Source organism: Streptomyces sp. Je 1-332, from assembly GCF_040730185.1.
GTDB lineage: Bacteria > Actinomycetota > Actinomycetes > Streptomycetales > Streptomycetaceae > Streptomyces.
The window spans coordinates 8249274-8274399 of sequence record NZ_CP160402.1; the positions used below are offsets into that span (position 1 = coordinate 8249274).

At 67.5% G+C, this 25126-nt stretch carries 24 protein-coding genes, 1 tRNA gene and 4 pseudogenes; 17 read left to right on the plus strand and 12 right to left on the minus strand.

Going from position 1 to position 25126, the window contains the following annotated elements; genetic code table 11:
* Positions 1–84: 84 nt before the first annotated feature.
* On the plus strand, positions 85–690 hold the full coding sequence (locus tag ABXJ52_RS37405) for a hypothetical protein (protein ID WP_367048677.1): 606 nt from the start codon (positions 85–87) through the stop codon (positions 688–690).
* Positions 691–699: 9 nt separating this feature from the next.
* Here ABXJ52_RS37405 and ABXJ52_RS37410 read toward each other — a convergent pair.
* The 9 genes and pseudogenes from ABXJ52_RS37410 to ABXJ52_RS37450 all read right to left on the minus strand — a co-directional run.
* Positions 700–1019, minus strand: a pseudogene (locus tag ABXJ52_RS37410) (zinc ribbon domain-containing protein); the annotation flags it as partial.
* A 133-nt stretch (positions 1020–1152) separates the two neighbouring features.
* Positions 1153–2460 (minus strand): MFS transporter, encoded by a 1308-nt coding sequence (locus ABXJ52_RS37415; RefSeq protein ID WP_367048679.1) that lies wholly within the window; start codon positions 2458–2460, stop codon positions 1153–1155.
* A gap of 42 nt (positions 2461–2502) precedes the next feature.
* A complete protein-coding gene (locus tag ABXJ52_RS37420; protein ID WP_367048681.1) occupies positions 2503–3234 on the minus strand; it encodes a maleylpyruvate isomerase family mycothiol-dependent enzyme in 732 nt (243 codons plus the stop codon).
* Positions 3235–3606: 372 nt separating this feature from the next.
* Positions 3607–4008: a hypothetical protein gene (locus ABXJ52_RS37425; protein WP_367048683.1), complete on the minus strand. Its 402-nt coding sequence runs from the start codon at positions 4006–4008 to the stop codon at positions 3607–3609.
* A 485-nt stretch (positions 4009–4493) separates the two neighbouring features.
* Positions 4494–4637 (minus strand): hypothetical protein, encoded by a 144-nt coding sequence (locus tag ABXJ52_RS37430; protein WP_367048685.1) that lies wholly within the window; start codon positions 4635–4637, stop codon positions 4494–4496.
* Between the two features lie 235 nt (positions 4638–4872).
* Positions 4873–5529 (minus strand): VOC family protein, encoded by a 657-nt coding sequence (locus ABXJ52_RS37435; protein ID WP_367048687.1) that lies wholly within the window; start codon positions 5527–5529, stop codon positions 4873–4875.
* Positions 5530–5867: 338 nt separating this feature from the next.
* Positions 5868–6539: a hypothetical protein gene (locus tag ABXJ52_RS37440; RefSeq protein WP_367048689.1), complete on the minus strand. Its 672-nt coding sequence runs from the start codon at positions 6537–6539 to the stop codon at positions 5868–5870.
* A 221-nt stretch (positions 6540–6760) separates the two neighbouring features.
* Entirely contained in the window at positions 6761–7453 is a 693-nt protein-coding gene (locus tag ABXJ52_RS37445; protein WP_367048691.1) for a maleylpyruvate isomerase family mycothiol-dependent enzyme, read from the minus strand.
* Between the two features lie 57 nt (positions 7454–7510).
* Entirely contained in the window at positions 7511–7834 is a 324-nt protein-coding gene (locus ABXJ52_RS37450) for a hypothetical protein (protein ID WP_367048695.1), read from the minus strand.
* Between the two features lie 682 nt (positions 7835–8516).
* Between ABXJ52_RS37450 and ABXJ52_RS37455 the strand changes: the two genes are divergently transcribed.
* Together ABXJ52_RS37455 and ABXJ52_RS37460 are read left to right on the plus strand one after the other, a co-directional pair.
* Positions 8517–8750 carry a hypothetical protein gene (locus ABXJ52_RS37455; RefSeq protein WP_367048697.1) on the plus strand — a complete coding sequence of 78 codons (234 nt, stop codon included), beginning with the start codon at positions 8517–8519 and terminating at the stop codon, positions 8748–8750.
* Between the two features lie 29 nt (positions 8751–8779).
* Complete coding sequence (locus tag ABXJ52_RS37460; protein WP_367048699.1) at positions 8780–9058, plus strand: DUF3253 domain-containing protein; 279 nt, start codon at positions 8780–8782, stop codon at positions 9056–9058.
* Positions 9059–9187: 129 nt separating this feature from the next.
* Here the strand turns inward: ABXJ52_RS37460 and ABXJ52_RS37465 are convergent.
* Positions 9188–9963, minus strand: a pseudogene (locus tag ABXJ52_RS37465) (aminoglycoside adenylyltransferase domain-containing protein).
* 574 nt (positions 9964–10537) lie between these two features.
* On the opposite strand from ABXJ52_RS37465, the gene ABXJ52_RS37470 reads away from it, so the two are divergent.
* Positions 10538–10954, plus strand: coding sequence for a nuclear transport factor 2 family protein (locus tag ABXJ52_RS37470; RefSeq protein ID WP_367048700.1), 417 nt, complete (start codon positions 10538–10540; stop codon positions 10952–10954).
* A gap of 499 nt (positions 10955–11453) precedes the next feature.
* Here the strand turns inward: ABXJ52_RS37470 and ABXJ52_RS37475 are convergent.
* Positions 11454–11684 (minus strand): annotated as a pseudogene (locus ABXJ52_RS37475) (ADP-ribosylglycohydrolase family protein); the annotation flags it as partial.
* A 660-nt stretch (positions 11685–12344) separates the two neighbouring features.
* Positions 12345–12848, minus strand: coding sequence for a hypothetical protein (locus ABXJ52_RS37480; RefSeq protein ID WP_367038167.1), 504 nt, complete (start codon positions 12846–12848; stop codon positions 12345–12347).
* Positions 12849–12900: 52 nt separating this feature from the next.
* Between ABXJ52_RS37480 and ABXJ52_RS37485 the strand changes: the two genes are divergently transcribed.
* The 13 genes and pseudogenes from ABXJ52_RS37485 (at position 12901) to ABXJ52_RS37545 (ending at position 24765) form a co-directional block, all read left to right on the plus strand.
* On the plus strand, positions 12901–13173 hold the full coding sequence (locus ABXJ52_RS37485) for a hypothetical protein (RefSeq protein ID WP_367038165.1): 273 nt from the start codon (positions 12901–12903) through the stop codon (positions 13171–13173).
* A gap of 715 nt (positions 13174–13888) precedes the next feature.
* Positions 13889–14188: pseudogene (locus ABXJ52_RS37490) on the plus strand (IS630 family transposase); the annotation flags it as partial.
* Between the two features lie 216 nt (positions 14189–14404).
* Positions 14405–14737, plus strand: a complete 333-nt coding sequence (locus ABXJ52_RS37495; protein ID WP_367038163.1) for a hypothetical protein — start codon at positions 14405–14407, stop codon at positions 14735–14737.
* Positions 14738–14750: 13 nt separating this feature from the next.
* Positions 14751–16262 (plus strand): helix-turn-helix transcriptional regulator, encoded by a 1512-nt coding sequence (locus ABXJ52_RS37500; RefSeq protein WP_367038161.1) that lies wholly within the window; start codon positions 14751–14753, stop codon positions 16260–16262.
* Positions 16263–16835, plus strand: a complete 573-nt coding sequence (locus ABXJ52_RS37505) for a helix-turn-helix transcriptional regulator (protein WP_367038159.1) — start codon at positions 16263–16265, stop codon at positions 16833–16835.
* 58 nt (positions 16836–16893) lie between these two features.
* A tRNA-Met gene (locus tag ABXJ52_RS37510) sits at positions 16894–16967 on the plus strand.
* Positions 16968–17417: 450 nt separating this feature from the next.
* Positions 17418–18134, plus strand: coding sequence for a hypothetical protein (locus ABXJ52_RS37515; protein WP_367038157.1), 717 nt, complete (start codon positions 17418–17420; stop codon positions 18132–18134).
* A 91-nt stretch (positions 18135–18225) separates the two neighbouring features.
* Positions 18226–18612 carry a hypothetical protein gene (locus ABXJ52_RS37520; protein WP_367038155.1) on the plus strand — a complete coding sequence of 129 codons (387 nt, stop codon included), beginning with the start codon at positions 18226–18228 and terminating at the stop codon, positions 18610–18612.
* Positions 18613–18614: 2 nt separating this feature from the next.
* Positions 18615–18947 carry a hypothetical protein gene (locus ABXJ52_RS37525; protein WP_367038153.1) on the plus strand — a complete coding sequence of 111 codons (333 nt, stop codon included), beginning with the start codon at positions 18615–18617 and terminating at the stop codon, positions 18945–18947.
* 447 nt (positions 18948–19394) lie between these two features.
* Positions 19395–20555: a nucleoid-associated protein gene (locus ABXJ52_RS37530; protein WP_367038151.1), complete on the plus strand. Its 1161-nt coding sequence runs from the start codon at positions 19395–19397 to the stop codon at positions 20553–20555.
* 40 nt (positions 20556–20595) lie between these two features.
* Entirely contained in the window at positions 20596–21585 is a 990-nt protein-coding gene (locus ABXJ52_RS37535; protein ID WP_367038150.1) for a hypothetical protein, read from the plus strand.
* Positions 21582–22208: a hypothetical protein gene (locus tag ABXJ52_RS37540; RefSeq protein ID WP_367038148.1), complete on the plus strand. Its 627-nt coding sequence runs from the start codon at positions 21582–21584 to the stop codon at positions 22206–22208. The genes ABXJ52_RS37535 and ABXJ52_RS37540 overlap by 4 nt, the downstream gene beginning before the upstream one ends.
* 79 nt (positions 22209–22287) lie before the next feature.
* Positions 22288–24765, plus strand: coding sequence for a Helicase associated domain protein (locus tag ABXJ52_RS37545; RefSeq protein ID WP_367048702.1), 2478 nt, complete (start codon positions 22288–22290; stop codon positions 24763–24765).
* The last annotated feature ends 361 nt before the right edge of the window (positions 24766–25126 follow it).

Below are 25126 nucleotides of genomic sequence, written 5' to 3' on the forward strand. Positions count from 1 at the left end.
GATGTCAACCGCGTTCTCTCAGGAGGGGGCGGGTGCGTTGATCCGCGCGGCCTCGAGACGTGCTCGGTCAATATGATTCCGATCATGAGTATGGAAGTCGTGCAGGCGTGGCGCCGTGTCGAGAATTGGCTCGCGCAGAATGCCCCCGGGTCTTACCGCTCCCTGAGGGCGCCGGCATCGGATGTCGACCTCACCCAGGCAGATGAGTACGTGCCTATACACGCCGATCTTCGGTTCTTGCTCGAACTGCATGACGGTGGCGAAGGGTTCGAGGTCGAGGGGGACGAGGAGGGCGAGGTGAATCCGGCGGCATGGCTGCCGGAAGGGTGCGAATGGCTTCCCTTGGACCGCATGCTCGGCCTGCCCGCTGTTGCCCTGCACGGTGCACCGCGGCCCGGCTGGGCTCCTTGGGCCGCGCCCGGAGACGGTGAGGTCGGGTTCGGCGTCGACGCAGGTACAGGGCAGGTGATGCGTTTCCCTGACGATGGGACGGCACCACTTGATTCCGTCGCTCCTGAGTTCAGCTCCATCGCCGTGTACCTCACGGCTGTGTCAGAGGCTCTTGAGGAGGGGACGGGGCCGCTGATCACTGCGGACCATCAACCTGGCATCGCACTCGGTTGTTTGCTGTGGGAGGACCCGGAGCAGGTGTCGCTCGACGAGGTGGAGTGGCGTGCCCTGCACGCTTGAAATCCTCGCCTACCTTAAGGGGGGGGCGATTTCCGCCTGCCGCGGCGTTGGCCGGCGCGGCTTCGGATGGGTTCCTGTTTCATCGCGCTGTGCCGGGAGGAGTCCCGTTCTCACCCGCGCTCCGCAGGCTGATACCGCCAGTCCGGCGGCCTTTGCGACGTTGATGGCCGCAGTGATATCCCGATCGAAGGCGGCCCCGCATGCTTGGCACGTCCATGCGCGGACGTGCAACGGTTTGGGCCGTCCTTGACGCCGCACTGCGAGCACACCTGGCTGGTGGGCTCGACCCGGTCGATCTTGATCAGAGTGCGCCCGTACCGGGCGGCCTTCTCTGCGCGAGGGCGGCTTCGACACGGTGGGCGAGGCCCTGCAGTGGTGCAATGACCGGCTCACCGGCGAGGTCGGTCCGCTCCCGCCGGCCGGCCGGCCGGTGGTGGCGCTTGGGCCCCGGGTAGGTGTCGCTCATGACGGATGCCGCCGCGTCGCCCTCGGTACAGGCCGTCGTTTACGGTGCCGTCGTCGCGAAGGGCGCGCGCGTTGCTGGACCGGGTTCGCCGCTGACTCCTCGGCCCGCGACAGCTCCCGGCGCCGGAAGGTACCGGCGGCCAGAGTCAGCGGGCCGATCAACAATACGAGCACGGCGACAGCGCCAAGCGCGACCGGCAGGCTGGTCAGCTCGGCGACGCCGCCCACCATCGGAGGGCCGAGTAAGAACCCGCTGTAGGCAATGGTTGTCGCAAACGCGACCTCGCGTTCGCCGCCGCCCCCGTCGGGCCGCCGCCCGGCAGCTCCGCTCAACTCGATGACGACGGGGGAGGCGTACGCGAGACCGACACCAGCGACAGCGAAGCCGGCGAAGGTCAGGGCCGGTGACGGCGCCATGACTGCGGTGACCAGCCCGAGCCCGCCGATCGCGGCACCCCCGATAAGCATGTGCGGTGCGCCCCAGCGACGCTGGATCGCCTCACCGCACAAGCGGGTGCACGCCATGGTGGTCGAGAAGCACGAGTAGATCAGGGCACCGGTGGCCTCGCTGAGACCGCGTTCCTGCACACCGAACAGTGCTGACCAGTCCGCCGTCGCTCCTTCGGCTATCGAGGCACACAGTGCCACGCCGCCGAGCAGCCACAGCGCCGGTCGCCTGAAAGGGGCTTGCTCGGCGTGCCCGACCTCAGCGGACACTCTCAGTCGTTTCTCCACGGGAATCCAGCGGACGATGCCGATGGTGACACCGCCGCAGACCACCGCGACGATGACGAAATGACGGCTGGGTGCCAGTCCTTGCCAGGCCGCGACCGCAGCGCTGACTGAACCGGCCAGCGTGCCGAAACTGAAGGCTGCGTGAAAAAGCGGCATGATCGACCGTCCGGCTCGCCGGGTCGCGGTCACGCCGGCCACGTTCATTGCCACGTCCATCCCGCCGACCATGACGCCGAGTACGACCAGCAGCAGGCCGAGCATCGCGGGCGACCTCGCCAGCCCCAGTACCGGAAGCATCGCGGACCCGGCAACGCCGGACACCGCCATCACGATACGAGCACCAAACGCCGCGCAGAGTCGACCGGCGAGAATCGAAGAGGCGATCATCCCTACGCTGGCACCGAGCAGGGACAGTCCCAGCGCACCCTCCTCCGCACCGATCTGCGCGGCCAATGCCGGCACCCGAGGGGCCCACGAGCCGAGCAGCGCGCCGTTGAGCACGAACGCGCCGAGTACCGCGATGATTTCCGGGTTCCTGCCGCTGGCTCGGTCGGGATGGGTGGCGGTCATGGTCAGCTCCGTCCCGGCCCGGTTGGGGCGAGCCACGATCGGTCAGCTTCGCCAGGTCGGCAGCGCCGGCAGAGGGCCTCGCGGTTCGACGCTCAGCATGTGGCCGTCGGTCCGCCTGGTGAGCCAGCCCAGCAGTTCGGCTGCTGGGCCGTTCACACGCGGCCCTGGCCCGTCGCCGAGTACCCGCGGGACTTGGTCCTCGTCGGCGCGCAACGTCATGGGCGGCGTGTGGGGGTTGGTGCGCAGTTTCGCGGTGGTCGCATCCAGTTCGCGGGCGGTGAAGGAGGCGGGCCAACGGGCCGGAGTGTGGCCGGCGTCCAGGTCGGTGTGGTGCACTTCCACCTCGCGCAGCATGCTGGCGACGGCCCCGCGCACCGGCCGCAGACCGGCCCCGAGCCAGCGCACCGGCACGTCCCAGGCGTGTGGGGGGTGGTCGTCGGCTGCGGAGAGGAAGCGGTGCAGCGCGGTGTCCATGTCGTCGAGGAGGGCATCGGCGGACCGTCCGGCGCCCTCCTCGATTTCCCGTTCGCGCTGATCATCGCTGGCGTACTGCGGCAGGTCGGTGCCCGTACGGGCTGAGGTGAGCAGCCGGGTGCGCGAGTCGGCGCTGCGGGCGAGGTGCGTCAAGACGTGGGCGCGGGTCCAGCCGGGCAGCAGGGAGGGGGCCTTCACGTCCTCGTCCGACAGCGTCGCCGCGGTCGAGCGTAGCCGGCCGACACAGGTGCGCAGCAGGGGCAGGAGGGCGGCAGGGCTGGCTTCTTCCTTGTGCGGCATGGGCCTCCGATCGGTGATGACGCGTCGCCTTACCTGTTCCCAGGTTCCCAGTTTGTGGCGCTATGCACTCCGTCGCCCCGCTCACGCTGAGGATGAACAGCCGTACGGGTACTCGTCGTTCACTGCAATGGATCGGGTCGCGTTCCAGGTTTCCCAGGGGCGCAGCCGGCATGAACTGCGCCATGGGCGTGGGCCTGTTCGCGGGTCAGTTCCCCGGAGGTGACGTCTCGCCCAGTGCGAGGGAGATCGCTGCGGTCTGCTGACGCGGGCTGACGGCCTCGGGGGTCTTGCTGGTACTGGGCCGGCGCCGCGTGTCCGCCTCCGGCCCGGATGAGGGCGCGGGCTGGAGACAGGCACGCGGGGCAGCCGGGTTCAGTCGGCAGTGTAAGCCGTCACGGAGGAGCTGTTCGAGAACTGGTAGCGGTAGTTCACGTTGTCCTTGACGTCGATCGCGACGGCCCTCCAGATGTTCGCGTTGGCTGTCCTGTAGTTGGACTGGCAGTAGTTGGGATTGCCTGCTGCCGTGTAGAAGCACACGCGGACCTGGACGCTTGCGGGGTGGACGACCTTCAGGTTGATGTCGCTGCAGGCCGAGGACGTTTTATACATATCGCTGTAACTGTGGTCGATGTGCTTGGTGAACTTGACCGCTCCGCCATAGCAAGTCGCCGCGCTCGCCGGCCCGGCGGTAGCCAGGCCAAGGCCCAGTCCGGATACGAGTAGAGCGACAGCGGACGCGCCGGCATTGAGGCGGGTGGGCACGGAACGCTTCATGGACAGATCCCCCTGGAAACATCGGACGGAATGGCACGGGAAGCACACATCGTTGGTGGACAGCAGGCACGTGACGTGGTCCGAGTTTCGCAGAGAGGGAGAGATCGGGGAACCTTCAACCATCCGCAGCTTAGAGGGAGTTAGGGCCCAGCACCTTCGCCCGCGGCCGGAAGTGCCGTGTTGTAACCGCCTTAGCGTCTGCTCCTTGACGGTTCGGCAGATCCACCCACCGGAGGGCAAGGTTCGTCTCTTGGGCCGACGCCGGGCAGGCTGCGCGTCCTCATGGGTCTGGTTCACGGTCTGCTGACCGGTGCAAGGCGCTTCTCAACCGGCCGTGTAGGGCACCTTGAGCGTGCCCCGGGGGCCTCGTCCGCCCCGCGACGTGGGCCTGCGGGCGATCTTCTCGAGGACGACGTCTGTCTGCGACGTGTCGGCGTGCTCACGTTTGTGCAGAAAGGTAGGGACGGATGAATGTGCCGAGCAAGTCACCGCCGGGTGGCGCTCATTGCGATGCGACGTGATGGGCAGTGGATCAAAGCGGCCTGTTCGAGGACTGCTGCCTGCCCGTCGTAGTCGACTTCATGCCGTTCCATGTCGACGAGCGTTGGCAGGGCCAAGCGCTGCTGCATCTGGGAGACCTCCCTGCTGGGAGATCCAGGGGCATAGTCGCCGCGCAGGTTGAAGCAGCTGCGCATCGCTCGGCTGTCCGTGGCCAGTTGAGATTCCCCACCGACGGTCAGTAAGTGGGGAGTTATCTGGCCGACAGGGATGACGCATAGTGATCGCCGGACGTTTGGCGACGAGCTGACTGTGCTGCTGGGTGAGGCGTGTCGGTAGGCAACCGATTTACCGGGCGTTGCGGGATCACTCCGGTGTCGCAGCTGACTGTGTCTGGGCGTTGAACACCAGCTCCCACAGGTGCCCGTCAGGGTCGGTGAAGTAGCCTATGTAAGCCCCGTCATAGGTGCCCGCGGCCTCGGGTACCGCCCCACCCGCCGTGCCGACTCGGGCGAGGATGTCGTCGACCTCCGCCCTGCTGCCGATGGCGCAGGAAATGACGCACGCGCCCGGCACGGCAGCGTGGGGAATGGCAACGCCGGCACGGTCGAGGTACGTCGCGTACTCCCCGCGCTGGATCAGGAACAGCGACAGGTTCGGCAGCTCGAAGAGGATGGCGTCAACGTCGACGGCTGCCGTGGACAGCCCCAGTCCATCCCGGTAGAAGCGCAGGGAGCTGTCCAGGTCGGCGACCGGAAGCGAGACGACGACGGTTTTCGGCTTCAAGGCTTCTCCTGGCGTCGGGGGGTTCAAGATACCTAGGTGGTGGATACGCAGAGCAACGCCGCAACTGACGGTACATGGGGGATCCGAATTGGCCGCTGTCACGCGGCCCGTGAGGTCAATACTCTTCTCAACCAGGCGCTCAACCAGGCTGCTCGACGAGGCAGCCGCGCGCAGTTCACCCTCGCCGATCTTGGCCGCGCGCTCGACCTGGCACAGCTGTGGCTCGACAGTCTGCACACTAGGCCGGATCTTCCTCCGAACCCCTCCTGCAGGGGTGCTTCAGCCGCAACAGCAAGGCGTGTGCCGGATGGTTGGCGAACTCGCCGTGGGGCAGAGGGACTGCTACGTGATCGTGTGGCATTCCTGATTCCGGCTGACGGTGTCATCGCCAGGACAGTCTCTCTGATCGGGGCGGGATCGCCCGTAGCGCGTCCGTACCCAGTCAGGGCACAGGCGTTGCGAGAGGTCCAGCAGGCCGGGCATGCCTGCTGTCCGTAACGCTTGTCACGCCGACGGCGCGTCGGTGTGTTCGATAACAGTGCTTTCTACCAGCAGTTTCCTCAGACCCGGCGAGACTACTGACGTGTGGCGGCCTGTACATCTGCGGCCGTTACCGTCGCAGGCTTGCCGTCCTGGAGCTGCTGGAGGCGCTCGAGTGTCGCGGCGAGCATGGCCTGCGTCCCCGAGGGGTCTCCCGCAGCGCCGCCTTCGATTCGGACCCGAATGCTGGCATTGCCCGAGCGGACGTACCCGTAGACGGAATCGTTGCTGACCATCATCAGCGTGTTCTCGTCGCCAATGGGCTTCTTGGGGGCGTGCTGCTCGCTCGACTTGGTGCCCTTCCATTTCTCAAACTGACTGTGGGCGGCATCAGCCGAGTCGAAGAGACAGATCGTCACGTGCGCCATGTTGACCGTGGAGCCGTTGTACTCGTATGAGGAGTCGCTGCCACGGACCCAGCCCGCTGGCGCGGAGTCCGCGTCCGGCGAGGCGTTGCAGTACTGCCCCTCCGTCACCGACTTGTCCCCGTGCAGGGAGTAGCCGGTAAGGGCTTCGCCGTCGCCCAGCAGTGCCTGCGTGAGGTGGGCCTGGGAGAGATCCTTGATCGGCTTGTCTTTCGGGGCGGGAGTAGCCTCCTGCTTGTCCGCCTGATCACCGGTATCCGCCTTGTTGCTGTCCGAAGAGCAGGCGGTGAGCAGAGCCGTCCCGGCGAGGGCGGTGATGAGGGCGACGCGTACACGTGACATGCGCACACCCTAGCCGCAGTTGATCTTCGACTATCGAGCCGCCTGGCCTGTCTGATCCCTTTGCGAAGCCTGCCGACGGTAACCGCGCGAAGCGCAGACGCCGCAAACTACTGAACGGTGAGGCTCGACGTCCTTGCTGAAGGCGCCTGATCGAGAGCTCGTCGAACTTGGCACGGGTCACCGTCGCGGCAGTCCGCCTTTGGTTTCTCTCCTGAGCGGCGTCAGGGTGTCAACGTGCCGGCCAGGATGCGCAGCCCGGTCTCTTGATCGCCGGTCCAGCGAAAGGCGGCGTCCGAACTGCGCATCCGCCCCCACAGGAGCAGCACGAGTTCTTCCGCTGTCGCGGAGAGTGTGGCCACGGCAGTGCCGGGGCCGTACATCCAGGATGTCCCGGTGTCCGTCGCGTGCAGGCGCAGGGCGTGCTGCGGAGGTTGCGCTCGTCCACGCGCCATCTGCCGTGGTGCCATCGTGTCGAAGACCTCGGCCACGCCTTCGCCGGCCAGGATCGGGTCGAGCGTTCGCGTGATGCCCAGGGCGTTCTCGGCATCCCAACGGTGAATGAGCGCCTCCAGTGCGCGGCGTCGCTGCCAGAAGCCAACTGTGTGCGGCGGATGGAAAGTCCAGGCGTTGGCACTCGGGTCGGTGTCGAGCGCCTTGAGCAAAGTCGTGGAACTCTCCTCGAACCACCGCGCCAGCTCTCCAGGGCCACGCGGTGCCGGGGCGGCCTTGTACGTGCCGTGATGATCGGTAACCGCGGCTGCCGCCCACAGATTTGAGCTGCCCAGGTGCTCAGCCAGATCATGGAGCGTCCACTCGCCGCAGTGCTCGATGGGCACAGCCAGATCACCGTCAAGGCATCCGCGGAACGCGTCGAGTTCGTCACTCAGGTGCTGCAGCAGAGATTCCGAGTCCATGACCAGCGAACGTAACTCAGCCCACTGACATCGCGCCCCGAGCTCGACCCACAGGCCCTAGTCCAAGCCCTCCACCATTTTGAGCTTGTCGAACTTCCCACCTTCACCTGTCCAGCCCAGACCATCGATCACCTTGGCCATGAGCAGCGCGGTGTAGTCGTCCTTTGAGAGCGCCTCGCACGCCTCCGGCCGGCTCCGCTCGCTCTCCTTGGTCTTCTTCTCCACGGCGTCTGCCGCTTCCTTGGCCACGTCTGCGTACCCTGAACGGACCATGCCTGCGAGCGTCGTGTCGAGCGCATCGACCCGCTTCTCGGCCTCCAGCAGATGGACCAGTGGGTACGGGCCCTGGAACCTCGCTGGATCCGCGGCGTGATCAGCCACCTCACCGCTGCCGACACCGTTCTGGACGCCACCAACGCCGCCCGGTTCACCAAGCCAACCAGTCTGCCGTCCGCACATGGGAGAACTTGCAGTCCGCCGCCCGCGGCGGATACAGCGAGTCCTCCGGGATCACCCTGACCGACCAAGACGTGATCCTCCTCGGGCTGCGCCACAGCGTCTCCGGTAAACGACGGCTGGGTGCGGAAGCTGACCAGCCACGGGGTGTGCGGGCGGGGCCGGGACTACGTCGGCGCGGCGCGTGGCTGGCCGGCCGGCCAGGCAGGGCGCAGCGTCCGGATCCGGCACGTGCCCCACCACGACCACGAGATCGGGATCTGCGACCAGGCCGGCCGCCACCTGCGCACCGCGCACCTCGCCGACGCCGCGACCCCCGACAGCTCGATGAGCTGTGCCGCATCCGCACTGCGCGGGCCCGCCGCCTGCGCGAGGACGCCAAGAAGGCCGAGGCCTTGCGCCGGTCGCGCTTCATCTCGGCCACCGCTCCCACGCCCCCACAGCGCCTTGGCGCCGTTACCGCGGCCGAAGCTGACCAGGAGCTCACGATGGCCACCGTCAGCGACATGGCCGCCTTGGCCCTGCCAGACCTCGTCCCGCCCGCCCCGCCCCCCGACGGCTGGAACACCCCAGTCTCCCTGCGCATCGCCACCCGGGAAGAGAAAGGATGACGAGCCAACTGCCGCTACGGGAAACGGACTACTACACCCAGCTCGCGGACGCCGCGTTCGTCACCACCTGGGCGCTCCTGGCAGCCGGGGGGAACATCGCGGACACGTTCGACGTCAGGGCGATAGCGTGCCTTCACGGTCCTGCCGGCGTTGGCAAGACCCTCGCCGCGGAAGTCTGCCTGCTCCGTCCTGGTGGATGGGGGGAGTGGCAGGGCCGCCGGTGGCCGTGACGGCCTCGCACCGGGGTGACACTGGCGCGGTGACGGGCACAGAACGGCAGAAGACCGAACGCCGCTTGGAACGAGCCATCCTGGAGCTCCTCGACCACCGCGCCGCCGACGCCACGATCTGCCCGTCAGATGCCGCGCGTGCGGTGTACGAAGGGGACGACGACGGCTGGCGCGCGCTCATGGAGCCGGCCCGCCGCGCGGCCCGGAACCTGGTCACGGCGGGGGAGGTGGACATCACCCAGGGCGGCCGCCGCGTCGACCCTGACAAGGCCCGCGGCCCGATCCGCATCCGCCGCCACACCTCCTGACACCCTGTGTGTGCGTGACCGGCCTGGCGGTGATTCCGCTCCCGGGGCCTGGTAACCCTCATCCAGGCCGGAGGGAAGCGCCCCCTCAATTTCCCCCAGAACTTGTCTGGCACGGGCCTTCGCCGTCGCTCAGTCCATGGTCCGCTGGCTCCGGGTGCCCGACCGGTCGATCTCGGCGAGCATGTGGTCCACGAGCGGACGGATTTGTGCCTGCAACGTCTCGTTCCAGCTTTCGTCGGAGTAGTGGCAGTTGAGGTAGAGCTGCCTGGCGTGCTCGAGAGCTGGGCGGTGTTCGGGAGGGAGCTGGGCGAGGGCCCAGTCTGCGGCATCATCCTTCGGCCTGATCTGGCCGGTGGCGAGCGTGGTCCAGATGCGCGCGAAGGTCAGCAGGACGCGCGGGTGTCGCCGTCCAGGTGGTCGAGCAGGTCGGGGATGCCCGCCACGCTTGCCCGGACCAGATCGGATTGCGGAACGGGGTCGAGGATCTGTGTCGGCCGCGGGCCGGCGAGGGGGTAGTCGCCGGGCAGCGCCATCGTGATCAGTAGGGCCGGATCGGGCATCGGCTCCGGCCGGGGGACCTTCCCGGCCTCGTACTCGGCGCGCAGCCACTCGCCGTACAGGAAGTCGCAGTTCGGAGGGTATCGCCATGGCTGGACCTCGGCCTGGACGACCACGGTGAGCTCGACCGGGCGGGTCTTGTTCTGGGAGCCGGAGATCCCGAGCAGGCCACCGAGAAGCGCCCGTCGTTCCCGCTCGGTCATCGACCTCCGGGAGATGAGCAGTACGTCCAGGTCGCTGGCTGGTCTGAGGCCTCCCAGCACGGAAGATCCGTGAAGGCAGGCGCCGATGAGATCCCCGCCCAGCACACCACCGGCCAATCCCGCGATCTCCTGAAGCTGGTTCACTGCGCCAGTGTCTCCGCCATCCGGCATGGCTGCACGGCATGATGGGGCGGTTCACAGTCCACCATCACGCGAGCATGCTGGTTGCCACCGTCAACGAGTGGCTGTGACCAGCACTTTCGCAACAGGCCCTTGAAGCGTTCAGCAATCCCCGCCGTGAGCCTGCCGACGCACGCCGCCGGACCGAACGTGAGGCCGGCAAACGGGAGTATCGGGAGCCGTTGCGCCGCGCGGCCGAGCAGCAGAAGGCCGAGCGGGAAAGGGGCCGGCCGGTGTGCGCTGGCTACGGCGCGCAGTTCACTGACGAACGGTGGAAGGCGACCGCGCCCACCGGGTGGGATGCCCCCGGGATACTTACCGACACCTGTGCGGCGCCTGCAAGCAGCAGACCCGCGCCGCCGAACGCCAAGACGAGCAGGCCGCTCCGGAACACCAGGAGCGGGACCAAGACATGTCCGAGCCCACGCTGAACTAGTGCCATAGCAGGCAACGTTCGCCCCGTCTTCGGCGGCGGGTGGGGTGCTGGTCGTCGGCGTGGCAGACATCTGCAGCCGCTGGTCCCCACTAGATTCGAATGATGGGCGATATCGCTGGTACACCGCGGAAGGGCCCCGAGGATGACCCTGTCCACACCCGGCTCATCGCCCTCGCGAAGGACTGGGCGAATGCCATCGTCTCCAACGACGCCACCCGGATTGGTAGCTTCATTGCCGATGAGTGGGTCATCGTCTCCGCGGCAGGCGTCTCCGCCAAGGAGCAGTTTCTTTCCCTTGTCGAATCCGGAGAGTTGACCCATTCGGCAATGACCAGCATCAGTCAGCCGAGGATCCGGGTCTACGGGGATACCGCCGTCTTCACAGGGAGGGTGACGAACACGGCCCACTACATGGGCCAACGCTTCGACGCCGACGAGTGGACGACCGATGTGTTCGTGAACCGGAACGGCCGCTGGCTGTGCGTGCTGAGCCACATCACGACGGTGGCTCTGGGCTGATGTTGTTGGGTGGGGGTGTAGTTGAGGGGCGGGCGTGGTCTTGGGTGTCGTGGACGAGGGGGTGTCCGTCCGATCAGGAACGGGGCCGGGTGTGGGGTGTGGCGGGGGTGGCGGTGCCGGGGTAGAGGTATCCGCGCTTGTCATTGTGGGTGGCCGCGGTTCTGAACTGTTTCCGGTTGCCGGGGGCTCGTTGCGCAGTGTTGTGTTCTTTGTATCGGTGTTTGTGCCGGTCTTTGTCGAGGCCCGGGGGTCGTCCGCCGCGTGTGCTCCGGGGCAGGTGGGTGGCTTTGTGGTTCTGCTTCTCCAAGATCAGGTGCGGGATGCCGCGTGTGTGGAGGTAGGCGCGGTTTTCGCGGTTGCTGTACGCCTTGTCGGCGCTCCCCCTGTCCGGCGTGCGACGGGGACGGCCGCGTCCCGCGCGCGGGACGTAGATCTTGTCCATGACCGGCTCGAACTGCGTGCAGTCTGCCCGTTGTTCCGGAGTGATCAGCGAGGGCTGATCCAGTCCGCCCTGCTCCAGCAGGGACTCCGCGACCAGGACGGCCATCTGTGTGTCGTCCGTGGCTTCGCCGGGGTCCCAGCCACCGCCTCCGCACATCTCGTCACCGGAACCAGGCGCGGGAAACCGTGCGGAAAACGCTCCCTGGGGGCCGAACTCGAAGGGGCCGCCCAGGGCGTCACCCACCGCTGAGCCGACGACCGCGCCAGCGGCCCGCTGGATGCGCTTCATTCGCGCAGGTTATCTGTGCCACGCTGACGGCCGCACGGCCCTGTTCCTGCTTCGGCTCCCTGAACCATCGGCGGCGAACGCCTCTTGTCTACACAGGTGCGCCACCTGAGACACCCTGGGGCTGGGCCACCCGCACAGGTCACATGACGCCGTCCCGCGCGGTCGCGTCCGGCAGTTGCACGGCCGCGGCCACGCCCTCCGGAAAACGCCGGCCCCATTTCCGTGGCCCGCCTGGAGCGCAGCACCATCTGCCGGCGTCGACGGAGACCAACGCTCGGAGCCCGTCCTATTTCGGCTTGCATGCCCGTGACGAGATGTGTCCCATCGCCGGTGAATGCTTTCTGTACGCCCTGGGCCGTTACTACGCCCAGCCCGGCTGCAGATCGGGCATGGGTACGGGCGTGCTCAGTATCGGCTTTGGCCCGTTTCCTGGGCGAGAGGGAAGCGGCCTGTCATGAGTTTCCCGGGCCGTTCACCGGCAGATCTGGGTATCGAGCTGTGGTTCCTGGTGAGGAACACCGGCGAAGACGGCATGCCCCACACCGGCACACTCCAGCGGATGAGCCCGCACCAGTTCCAGGCCGCCAAGGTCTGGGACCCTTTCCCACCGATCCGCGTCTGTCCGCGTCGGCATGCCGACGGCGTAGGGCTCCTTGGGTGTCACGGGCCGGCGGTGGGGCGAGGGCAGGGCATGTGCAGAGGCAGCGGGCGCGTCGCCGGGCCCGGGCCCATCGGCTGCTTTGGACAGCAGGCGATGGGTGGCTCGCGCGATGGCGGCCTCGTTCCGGCGATGTCCGCCGGCGGCGAGATGGACCTGCAGCCCTTGCAGCTCTCTTCGGTCCACCGGTCGTGCAGGAGGCGCCGGTGGATGAAGGGCGCCTCCACCCACGGGTCGTCGTCGGGGGCTACCCGGTGGTTGAACAGCCAGGCGGCCTCGGGGTGGTTGGGGCAGTAGTGCACCTCCCGGCGTCCCTGGAATGCCGCGAGTCCCGAGGTACCGCGGAAGGGATCCAGGCCTGCCTTGTCCGGGTTGCAGGTGCGGTTGTTGATCTGGAAGCCCGTGCGGTCGATGCGCACCCACGCGGTCGGCAGCAGCTTGCGGTTCTCGCTCTCGGTCAGCGCCGTGGCCCGGTAGCCGCGCAGCGAGATCAGCGCCGCATACATCTGGTTCGGGGTTGAGCTTCAGCCCCGGGGTGAACGGGCTGCGCAGGGCGCCGTGCGGGGTCTGCTGCCGGCGCAGCGCCACCCACTGCTCGAACAGCTCCTGCAATTGCGCGATCGTCCACAGCGGTTGCTTGCGGACTTGTTCGCCGCGCAGGTCCAGACGGTGGTGGGTGTAGGAGGCCAGGTGCTGGCTGAAGCCGGTCTTGATCGCCAGCATGGCGCGCTCGACGATCGACTTGTCGACGGGGGTGCGCAGCCGGGCCTCGCGCACCTCGATGTCCAGACAGTTGCAGGAGCGGGTGAAGTCCGCGGAGACGAACGGTGAGCCGTGGTCGACGACGATCGTCTCGGGTTTGATGACCGGCCGGGCGGCCGCACCGGCGAACCGCTCATCGGCGGCCAGCAGTTCCTCTAAGGGAAGATCCGAGTCTTCCATGAAGGTCTCCGGCGCCCACCCCGGCCGTACCGGCAGCGGTGCGGTGCTCTGCGCCACGACCTGCACTGTGTCGAAGCTGCGGGTGGCGCGCCCGCCCAGGCACCGGCCCGCACCGGCACCACGGCGAAGCAGTAGGCGCAGCACGTCAACTGTCGGGCGGGGTCATGCGGAGTGCGGCGGTTTCTCACATACGCCAGCACACCACCGCCAGTGCCGTTCGCCGTCGCGCAGGACCTGCTCGAGTCCGTGCGGCCAGGACCGTCCCGCCAGCCAGACGGTAGGAGTGGGATCTTCGTGCACAGTGCGGGCGTTGGCGGAGGTGTAGGAGGATCCGGTGCGGGCGGCCCGCCGGCGGGCGCTGCTCTTGCGGGCGTGATCCTTGGGCATGACATGACCACGAGTCCCGCCGCGCGCTGCCCCATGACCACGGCGCGGCGTCGAGTGACATGCGGGCAGTGGTGAAGCCTGCTGCACACCGTGCAGCTCACGTATTTGATGCAGCCTCGCCGGAACGTGGTCCGGGCACCTTCACCGCGAAAACAAGGGGCCGTGACTCGCCGTCTGGGTTCAGGTCCGGGCGGCATGCATCGGCGACGCCGTTCTGGTGGCTGAACGGGTTCGACGGAGATCGATAACGACGAAGGTGCGCGGCTGTTGCGGATCATCCGCCGGGGTACCGGGTCGGTAGTGAACCTCGCGGCGGGCCCGTATGGTGCCGCTGTCCGCGCAGGGCATGCCCGCCGACAAGATCGATGAGGTCACGTTCACCGGCCCGGGCCGGGTCCGCAACGTGATCCACAACTTCGACTCGCTCTACCCCAGGTACCGAGGCGGCAGTCCAAGGACGTTCACGCTGCCCGAGCGGCGCGAGATCAAGAAGATCGCCAAGTCCAAGCTGGCCGAGACCTCGTGGCAGGTGGAGCAGGTTCCGGCGCGGATGCCGCGCAGTACTTCGCTGACGCCTTGGCCATGGCGTGTGCCTCCTTCGCGTCGAGGGGCTGAGCAGTGAAGTCGTGCTGGAGCCAATCGAGTTGGGTACTTCCGAACTTGTTGCGAAGTTTCACGCTCGGATGGTAACTTGGTGACAAGTTGAAGAGTTCAGGTTCTGGGAGGCGGACGGGTGTTGCAGATCCAGATCGGTCCCGAGCGCGAGGCGGGTCCGGACGACGTGCTCGGGCGGTCGACCATCGGATGGCGCTCTGGCATGAGCGAGGACGAGGCATGGCAGGCCGGCCGCGGTATCTGGAAGTTCAACGCCGACCGCGCGCTGTCCCAGGACGAGGTGCAGATCATCAACGCCGAAGGCACTGTCCTCGCCGTGGCGACGATCACCGGGATCTCCAAGCACGGTAACCGCTATGCCCTCCAGGGAGAGCTGCTGCGCGGCGACGACCGTGTCGGCCGTGCCACCAAGAGTCCGCACCTGTCTCGCAACCCCGTCACCTACATCTGAAGGGAGCGTTCCGGTGAGTGATTTCGACGCGATCGACTCGCTCCTCGCCTCTGTCGGCCCGCAGACCGACCTCCCAGACGCCCAGGCCCGCCGCGCCTTGCGCGAGCAGGCTCAGCTGTCCAAGGCGCAGGTGGCCCGCGCCCTCGGGGTGAGCCCTTCCACGGTCAGCGCCTGGGAAGCCGGCCGGGATCCGGCCGGCGAGGTGCGCGTCAAGTACGCCTACCTCCTGGACGGGTTGAGCGCCAAGCTCGCCGCCGACACCACGCCCGAAATCGAGCCGGCGGCGGAGTCCACTGCGGCCGAGCCCGTCGCAGCGGATGCCGCCGCTGCAGCCGAGCCCGAGCCCGAGGGCGGGGACGAAGTCGAGGTACTCACCGTGCCGGAGCCGTGTGTGCTGTGCGGGCGTCCGGCCGGGCGGCGGGTGGAGGGCTTCGCTCAGCACCTGGACCCAGCCGAATGCCAGGACAGCACAGTCGAGGCGCAGCCAGCCCCGGTCGCCGACCGGTCCGCCCCCGCCTCGAAGCCGTCGGAGCGTGCCAAGGGCCCGGCCCGCCGGGCATTCCAGGAGCCGTCAGGCCCGGTGGGCTTGATCCATGCGGCGGTTGAGGGAGCGCTCGCCGAGCACCAGGGCGATGTGGAAGCGGCCACCGCGGCGCTGTTGAAGAAGGCGATCGGGGACGCGATGCGCTTGCTGGACGAGACCCGCAAGGGCGCCCGGTACGACGTGATCGCCCACCCCGCAATTCCCGACATCCTGAAGAAGCAGACCTCCCGGGGCGCGGACCAGATCTGGGAGGCCCGCCCCAAGTGGACCCGCGCCGAACTGCCGCCCGGCGTTCATGAGGTGACGGCACTGGACATCAACGGCGCCTATCTGTCCGCCCTCAAGACTCATCTGCCGCTCGGGCAGCTCGAGCACACCACCGGCATGCCGCACGACGGCCGCCGCGCCGGAGTCCACCTGATCACCCCACCCGCCTGGGAGTACGACGCCGTGCTGCCCAACCCGATCGGCGAGCGCGACGAACCCGGGCCCCTATGGGTCACCGAACCCACCCTGCGTCTCCTGCTGCGCCTGTCCAGCCCGAAGCACGGGCTGTGCGAGGCGCCGGAAGTCCACGAGTCCTATACATCGGGGGCGACGGAGAACCTGCTGGAGAAGTTCCGCATCACGCTCAAGGACGCCCGCGACACCGCCATCGCCGACGGCGACGCGGTGACCCTGGAGTACGTGAAGGCGATGTACTCGAAGTTCGTCTCCACCATGGGGGAGTCGAACTACAACCGGGAGCTGTACCGGCCGGACTGGATGCACATCATCCGATCCCAGGCCTTCGCCAACCTCTGGATGAAGGCGCTCAAAGCCCACGACGAAGGACTCGCCGTCGTCCGAGCGATGGGCACCGACGAACTCCACGTCATCGGCGACTGGCGCCGTGTCTTCCCCGAAGGCCGTGGGGTTACCGAGGTCAAGGTCAAAGACCTCTACACCGCGGGCACCGACACGATGGGGGAGGAGCAGTAGATGCCGGAGAGGAACAATGACTTCGGAAAGTTCGGCGCGAGCGGTGTCAGGGGAAGTGAACTCGTCGGGCAAAAGCTCGACGACCTCGCCGGCGGCATCGCCACCCCCATCACCGCGAAGCGCGGTCTGATGGCGCGCCTGAACTATCTGACGAGGTCCGACCACGCCCGTCAGGCCGCCCGGGATGCCGGGCTGATGGTGACCGACCGCACGCTGAAGGCGTGGCTGGAGGGCAAGCGCCACCCCTCGGCGAAGAACCTGAAGAAGATCGAGGACGCCTACCGGGTGGTGCGCCGGCAGAACGTGGCCCGGCACCTGCTCAAGCGCCTCAACGCGAACGGCGGCACCAGGGTGGAGATCCACCCCCTCAACCAGTCCGGCGTCGCCCGCCCGCTGCAGCGCGACATTCCCTTCCGGCACATGAACGTGCGCCGCTGGGACCGGATCGTCGGCGCGTGGGCGGCCGGTGACCACCATGGCTTGGACGCGGCCTGGACCGACGACATCCTGCCTGATCTGGGGTCCCAGTACGGAGCGTACGAGTACTGCACCAACGTCGGCTTCGCTGCATAGCCCCTGGCCGGAGGTGGTCTGCGGACCTCGCGGGATGGCGTACGGTTGGCTTCACCGACGCGGGGTGGAGCAGCTCGGTAGCTCGCTGGGCTCATAACCCAGAGGTCGCAGGTTCAAATCCTGTCCCCGCTACTGCCGAGCAGGGTCCGGATCCATTAGAGGATCCGGACCCTGCCGCATTTCAGGGGCGCCCGCCCGTTGCGTGCCCGCTGGGCTACGTGTGCGAGTGCCCGGCACGGCGTGCGAGCGGCCCGCGTACTCGTTGGTGGTGAAGGCGCGGCCGAGCTTGTCGACGAAGACGCGACGGCGGACACCCTCTTCCGCCCCTCGGCCACCGAGAGGCAGCGGACACCGCCGTCCCCCTGGTCGCCGGACTCCAGGTGTGCTGGACAGACTTCCTCTACCAGTGACCGGCCCCCGGCCTCACCGCGCCCGCCCCCTGGACTCCCGTTTCCCGGTGCGGTGTCAGTGCCCGCTTCTAGTCTCTCCGCCATGCCATCAGCGAGGCCCAAACGGCCGGTCACCGAGCTCCCGGGCGACCCCGCCCGTCTTCACCTCCACTACGGTCACGGACACCCTGCGGTGCCCTACGACTTTGAGGACACGCTGGAATCCTGGTACGTCGCGGTCACCCACGGGCAGGCGGGCGACGAGGAGTGGGACGACGAGGAGGACGGGGACAGCCACGCTCCGGCTGCGGGTACCGAGGTCGGGCACCTCATTCTGTGGAGGCTGCGCGACTACACCGGCGAGAACCGGTGGGAGGCGGCGGACGCCGAGTCCGGCGATCTCGAGGTCATTGCTTCCGCTGCCCTGGGCCGATCCGGACGCGACGGCTATAGCGCTGCGTTCGAGAAAGCGGTCACTCATCCTGTCGGCGATCTGCTGCTCCTCGACCGCGTCAGCCTCGACAAGGTGTGGAGGGGCTTCGGACTGGGCCCGGCTCTGGCGGCCGAAGCGATCCGCCGTCTGTCCGGGGGTTGCTGCGCGGTCGCGGTCTATCCGGCCATGGGTGAGTACCCCGAAGACCGTGAGCAGGCCACCGAGGCATATCGCCGCCATGTGAAGAAGAAGGTCGCCGCACTGTGGGAGAGCATCGGCTTTCAGCCGTTCCGCCGTGGCGTGTGGCTCCTGGACACCGCTCTGCGCCAGCCAGAGGAGCTCATACGGGCTCGCCGTGCCGAACTGCACGCGCTCAGCGCAGCCTTCCAGCGGTCCGGCCCGCCTGAGAGCGGCCCGGCGGACGGCGTGACTACGAGAGAAAGTGGCACCCAGGCGCCGGGGCCCGGCCTGGACTGACTTCTCGCAGGCACCTGCGCCGCGTGGCTGGACAGGAACACCGAAAATTCGAATCGAGGAGTGCGGAGAACCATGGGGGGAGAGGCAGCCGGTGGACGAGGACATCCAGGACACATCGGACTGGGCGCGGCAACGCCTTGAGGAGATGGGTGTCTTCGGGACGCAGGACGGACTGCGGTGGGCGGCGGCCCACGGTCTCGTCCTGTCCGTCTGGCGCAACGGTCCGATCGAGGACGCGCACGCCTCTCGACCCACCAGCCGGCGCAAGGCATTGCGCGACGGGACGATATTCGCCCGCAACACCTGGCACACCCGGCAGGCGTTCGACGTTCTGGGCTCCGATGACCCGTTCCGTCTCTACGCACTGGAGGACCTGATCCTGGACCGGGACATGGTCTGGCCGGGATGCGAGCGGACTCTGAAGGACTTCGGCTGGGGATTCCTCGGAGAATCAAGAAACAGGCGAAACAGCACATAGACATGTTCAGGCACTTCGAGAAGCGACTGCCGCCAGACGACTTCCTCCTCTTTGCCGGCGCTCCCCGCATCGGGACCAACAGCCGCCACTACGGTATGCCGAAATGGCCTGCCTGCGTGGAAGCGGCGATGCGCCGACTGCGCGGCGAGGACGAGGATTTCCTCCACGAATGGGGTGACCTGATGACCCGTATCGGTCCCGCCCCCGCTTTCGTCACCACGGACCTTGGGACAACCCGGAAACTGCTGCTGGAATCCCCATGGGAACTGGGCGACGAGAACTTGGGCCGGTTCGCCTGGAACCCGATCCTGGAACCACCCGACACGACACCCTAGGCGCGGGGCGGCAGCAGCCGCCACGACCACGCATGCCTTCTCGATGCGGTGATGAACCCGCCTGATCTTGAGTCCGCCCCTGCCGCTTCAACCGCTATTCAGCTTCGCAGGACAAGCTCATAGAGGATGCTCCTCTGTGTCGATCCCGGCACAGGCGACAGCTCACACATGCCCTGGCCCACCATTGAAGTTCAGCCACCACTCCCGGTATCCCTGCCATGGCCTTCGTACGCTCCGTTACGATGAGCGGCAAGATTGTTGGCACGTGACACGGACAGGCCCAGAACCGGCCCGCCCCGCCCCGGGCCAGGTGATGCCGCACAGACGTACGCCGCGGGACGGGCTAGCTCCGCTCCGGACTGCGTCTGGCGACAATGCGTCCGGCCTACGGGGGTGCGGGCGGGATGCGTGGGGTGGGCAGTGCGGACCGACTTCGGGGACCTCGTCGTGGACCAGGCCATCGTCCACATAGTGCCCAGACGCACCCAGAACGAGGAGCTCTTTCCGCTCCAGCTCAGCCAGACGTTCTGCCGCCTGGACGAAGACGTGCGCTACGAACTCCAGGGCAAACTGCGTGACGTCTTCGCCCGTCTGGGGCGCGAGGTCATCGAGGACCCGGAACTCAAATCCCCCCTGCCCGACACGGTCCGCGCCTTCCTCGACACTGAACAGGACCTCGTCCAAGTCTCCGGGGAACTGGCACACGCACTGCGCGACAGCCAAGGAGGAAACAGCCCGGCCGGGCTTCTCTTGGTCGCCTCCGCCCGCCTGGACGGCCAGCAGGCGCTGCTGATGGTCAAACTCGAGCACGAGACCGGCATGCAGACCAACGAGATCGTCACCGACGGCCTGCGCACCTTCGCCATGCAGTACCTCGATGACCTCCTGCTCACCCAGAAATCCAAGGTGTACAAAGTAGCCCTCTTCTCCGAAGAGGGGCTGGCTGAACCAGGGCTTCAGGGATGGGCTGCAGACCCCCAGACAACGGGCAAGGACGTGGCCCGCTTCTTCCTCGAGAAGTTCCTGGGCTGTCGGCATCAAAACGACCCCAGGGAACTGACCCGCCGCTTCCACGACACCGCGATGAACTGGGTCAACAGCCGCTGCACGGACTCAGACACCCGTATGAACTACGTGCTGGCCACTATGGTGGAACTCCAGAGCCCCACCCCGACAGTGGACCCCACGGAGTTCATCCGCACCCACTTGCGCGACGCGCACCAGGCCGACCTTGCCGCATTCCTTGCCGAAAACGACGTCCCTATCGGCACTTTCGAGAAGAACACCGAGCTCATCAGCAACAGGCTCCAGAAGATGCGGGTGGACCTGTCCAACGGTGCCTTCCTAGTCGCCCCGGTAGAAGCCATGCAGGACGGAACCATCCAAGTAGAGGACCTCGGCGACGGCCGGACGACGGTGACAGTCACCTCGACCGTCACCAAGACCAGCAGCGGAGCAACAGCGGGCCGCCCTCCCAAACCACCCACTCAGCGCCCCGAGTTGCCCATCCAGGCCGAGACACTTCCTGGATTCGAGACAATCCGCGCCCTCCCCAAAAAAGCCACGCCTGCCCACAACGGACATGCGCTCCCACCGGCCCAGACGTGACGTTCCGCGGCACCCTCCCCAACGCTTGGCTGGGTCAGCCGTGCCCCTGAGCGCCGATGAAGCCTTCCAGCGCTATCAACACGAACGACCCCGCATCGAAAAGGCAGCCGAGGCGACCAAGGCACACCTGGAGCATCACATTGCCCTCCGCGGGATTGCCTGCGAGGTAACCGCCCGCGCCAAGGAGGTCAGCGGCTTCAACACGAAGATGTACCGCAAGGGCTACACCGACCCCTGGAAGGAAATCACCGACAAAGCCGGCGTACGCGTCATCGTGCCCCACAGAGGTCTGCTCGACCCCGCCCTGAAAATGATCAAAGAGTGCCTTGACGTCCGGTGGGTAGAGGACGACCGGGACACCCCCGGCGACGAGGACCGCCTGCGCTACCCCCGCCTGCACATCCAAGCCGTCATGGTCGGCAGGGAAGAAGACCCCGACGGCAACCCGTACGACTGTGAGATCCAACTACGCACCGAGGCCGTCGACTTGTGGTCACGCATGTCCCACAAGCTTCTCTACAAGCCCGGCGTCACCCCACCCCCCGATGTCAGACGCTCGCTGTACCGTCTGATTGCCCTGGTCGAACTATTCGACCTCGAGGTCGAACGGGGGGTGGAAGCCATGGCACAGCACCCCGACCTTGCACACAGCAACCACCTCCTCAACACGGCCGAACAGATCTACCGCACCTTCACTGACCACCCCTACAGCACCGACCTGTCCCACGAAGTCATCGACACCCTCTCCCAGACCATCGATGACACCACCGCCTACAGCGAGCAACTCACCCAGTTCACCAAACGCTTCCGCGAGCGTCTCGAACGTGCCTACACCGAGTACGGACCCACCAGCGCCCTTTTCCTCAAGCACGGCCGCTACCTGCTGGCCAGCCAGCCAGAAAGCCTGATCATCTTTGAACGGCTATCCCAGATCCGTTCCCGCTTCGACCTGCACATCGCCTGGAAGAACAGCGAGCTACCGGACAGCATGATCACCGACATGGCCCAGATCTGGGGAGTCGCCCTATGACGAGCCCAACACAGCCCGAGCCCCCAGCCCTCGTGGCCGCCACCGCGATGTTCATCGAGGTCCTCGTGGTCGGCATCGGCGCGCTCACCGCAGCCGTGCTCCTCCTCGTCGCTCTGATCGGCCCAGCTACCACGGCCAAACTCGCCCCCCTCGCGGGCTCCTCCGCGGCGGCCGGAGTAGCGCTCGCCGCCGCCTACGCCCTGGGCATCCCCATCGACCGGGCGGCCGATACCGCCCTCACGCCGCACCGCCGTCGGCTGCGCACCCGCTTCTTCCCCTCCAACACCGCCTACGCCCAAGCGCGCTTGCGCCTGGCCGACTTCCCGGTCTTGGCAGCCCGGGCGGACTACGCGCGCTCCCGCATGCGGATCTGCCGCGGATGGACTCTCAACACCCTGGCCCTGACCCTCACCGCAGACCTGGCCATGCTGCGCTACTCCTTCGAGCACCGCCCACTCATCCTGGGCGCTACCACCGCCCTCGGCGCAGCGACCGCCTTCGGCTTCTACCGCGCCTGGCGCTCCCTCACTACGACCGGCTACCGCAAACTCGCTGAACAGACCGTACCCGCCACCATCCCACCAGTACCCGTCCCGTCTCAGCCCGGCACCACACCACCCTGAGGTACCCCCGCACAGCCTGTGCCGAGTGAGGGAGGATGGGCACGACCATGCCGCCGTGAGCCCGAGGTTATCCGTGGTGATGCCCCCAAGCCCCAGTCCCCAGCCCGCGGCCCCGCGCCCCGCCTCTGACCCCAACACCCCCCGCCGGGTGCTGCGGCCGGATCAGCAGGCGGCGGTGGACAGCGGGGTACGCGGGCTGAGGAAGCCGGGTACGCGCGGCCACATGGTCTCCGCGTGCGGCACCGGCAAGACGCTGATCGCGCTGCGCACCGCCGAGGAGCTCGATACCGCCCGTCTCCTCATCGCCGTACCGTCTTTGGACCTGATCGGCCAGTGGGCCCAGGCTGCTCGCGCGGATGGCCGCACAGAGCCGCTGATGGCCATCTCCTCGCTGCGCGCGGACAAGCATCCCCTGCTCGCAAAGGCGGGAGCGGTGAGTACGGGTTCGGGTGCGTTCCTGGCGTACTGGCTTAGTCGGCACGAGAAGGCGACCGTGTTCGTCACCCTGGACTCCCTGCCCCGGATCGAGGAGACCCAGCGCTCCTCCTTCCCCGCACCCGTCTTCGATCTGCTGATCGTGGACGAGGCGCACCGCACTGCAGGCAGCTGGGACAAACGCTGGACGACCCTGCACGATAACCAGCGCATCCCCGCCGACCGCCGTCTCTACCTGACCGCCACCCCCTACGAGTGGGAAGCCCCCCGCCTGGCCGAAGCCCCGGACCAGCGCCCCCAACCAAAGCGCACCGCCGCGACCGCGCCTGCGTGGGAGGCCCCCTCAATGATCGCTTCCATGGACGACCCCAAGGTCTTCGGGAAACGCCTGCACACCTACTCCCACGCCGATGCCATCGACGACGGCGTCCTGGCCGACTACCAGCTCCTCATCCCCACAGTCACCGACACCGACCTGCGCACCGTCCTGACCGACCCAGACCTGCGCACCAGCTTCGGCCCCAACGCCCGCCGGACCACAGCGCTGCACCTGGCCGTCCTCAAGGCCATGAACGACCACGACCTCCACCATGTGATCGTCTACTTCCAGCAGGTCGCCGACGCAGCCGACTTCGCCCGCCAGTTCGCCCACACCCTGCGCACCCTCCCCAAAGAGCAGTGCCCCGCCTGGGCCGCGGACCTGGTCGTGCAGTCGATCAACGGCACTCACACCCCCGACCAGCGCCAGAGGATCCAGGGCCGCTTCATCGCCGCCAACCACGGCATCCTGACCAACGCCCAGGTCCTGGGCGAGGGTATCGACCTGCCGGCCGTGGACGCCGTCGTCTTCGCCGACCGCACCGCCAGCGTGCGCCGCATCGTCCAGTCCCTCGGCCGCGCCCTGCGCAAGCCCCCGACCGTCGACCACAAGACGGCCAGCCTGGTCATCCCCGCCCACATCCCGCCTGGCGCCGACCCCACCGACCTCCTGGGCACCCCCTACGAGGCGCTGTGGCTCGTCACCGCAGCCCTACGCCGCCACGACCAGACCATCGCCGCCCGCGCCCCCAGAAAGAACACCAAGCACCGCCTGGACCGCGACACCCACCGACTCCTCGCGCGCCGTTTCCGCTTCGACTTCACCCTCGACCCCGAACATATCGCCCGCACGATGGACCTCATCGCCTGGCCCGCCACCGGCGCAGCCCTCTCCCAACCCCGCCGCGCCGGACTGGCCGCCGCCATCCGCTACCACGAAGAACACCATCACCTACGCGTCCCCGCAGACTTCGAAGACGCCTACGGCTACCGCCTCGGCGCCTTCATCACCGGGCAACGCACCGCCTACCACCAGGGCGTTCTCGACTCTGGCTGGATCTCCGAACTAGAAGACCTCGGCATGGTCTGGGACGACAACGAAGCCGCCTGGCAAGCCAACCTGGCCACCCTCGAAGCCTTCCACGAAGAACACGGCCACCTCGCCATCCCCGCCACCGCCCCCGGCGGCCAGTTCCTCGTCAACTGCCGCGGCCTCGCCCGCAAACAACTCCTCAACTCCAACCGCGAAGCCCAACTCACCGCCCTCGACCCCACCTGGACGCTTCCGTACGGCCCGGACTGGCACCGCAAATACCACCTCCTGCACCACCACATCGAGGCCGGTAACCACCCAGCCACGCTGCGCCGCGACACGATGGTCGGCGGAGTGAAAGCCGGATCCTGGCTACACCGCCAGTTCACTACCTGGTCCCAGCTCGACCCCGGCCAACGCGATCTCCTCACCCGCCTCGGCCTGACCCCCGACCAGATCCCGCTCCCCGCCCCCAAGGCCGTTATCCCGTCCACTGGTCCACGGCGCCGCCGTTCCTTCGAGCAGCACACGACGCTGCTCCGGGCCTTCGTTGAGCGGCACGGCCGACCGCCCGGCGCCCGGGAGTGGATCGAGGTGGACGGCGAGCGCGTCATGATCGGCCCGTGGCTGTCCAAGACGCGCACCAAGCATAAGAACGATCAACTAGCCGAAGAGCAAAGCAAGTTGATGCAAGAGATCCTCCGCGAGAACTGGACCGTACCCTCCAGCACGGCCGGAGAGGACTGCCCCGATCTCCCGGAGATCACTTAGATTTTTCTGCATCCAAAAAGCAGAGGAACGGCGCCAACTCGGCTACGCTGAGACCCAGAGGGCGAACCTTCCTGCACCTTGAGGGAGTGCCCAACCGGTACGACCGTCACAGCTCAGGTCGCGAGGGGGTCCGTCACCTCGGTCCGCCGAGCAAGGTGCCGGGCCATCAGACTCCCTTCTGTAGCTGCACTTTAAGGAATCCGCGGAGCGGATTCCGCTGGCTCGAATCGCGGAGCGATTCGAGCCGTGGCCAACGGAGTTGGCCACGGCGGCCACGGAGTGGCCGGCCAGCAGCGCGGAGCGCTGCGCCTCTTCCGCCGCGTAGCGGCGGCGCGTTGTGTCTGCGGAGCAGACCGCGCGC